The following is a 342-nucleotide window of genomic DNA, read 5'->3' on the forward strand; positions in this document are numbered from 1 at the left end:
CTTCATCGGCAAAGGCCGACGTTCGACACCTATCTTGGCAGGCCCATGACCCGGAAAGTGACGAGCGATTCGAGGAAGTAATGGAACGACGACTCACTGTGCTTCTCATGCTGACCGCAAGCCTCGGATTCAGCATTTGCGTACGAGCTGATTCTCGGGCAGCGACCAAAGACGTGATGCTTTTTTTACCGTCACCTCTTGGGCCCGTAGAAGGGGACAACGCCAAAGCAGTCGAGACCATTTCTGTCTTCTTGGAGCAACGGCGTTGCTCGGAGCTTGCCGCAGGCAGCGTGGTGGTGGATGCCATCGGGTTTGCCGCGGTCGGCTCTTCAGACCGGGAGG

At 57.6% G+C, this 342-nt stretch carries 1 protein-coding gene; it reads left to right on the top strand.

The features are described 5' to 3' along the window. Positions 1-107: 107 nt before the first annotated feature. A partial coding sequence (locus tag IB278_RS34030; protein WP_225613356.1) for a hypothetical protein occupies positions 108-342 on the top strand: 235 nt, incomplete at its 3' end.

It is taken from the genome of Variovorax sp. VRV01, from assembly GCF_014852545.1.
In the GTDB taxonomy this organism is placed as follows: domain Bacteria; phylum Pseudomonadota; class Gammaproteobacteria; order Burkholderiales; family Burkholderiaceae_C; genus Variovorax; species Variovorax beijingensis_A.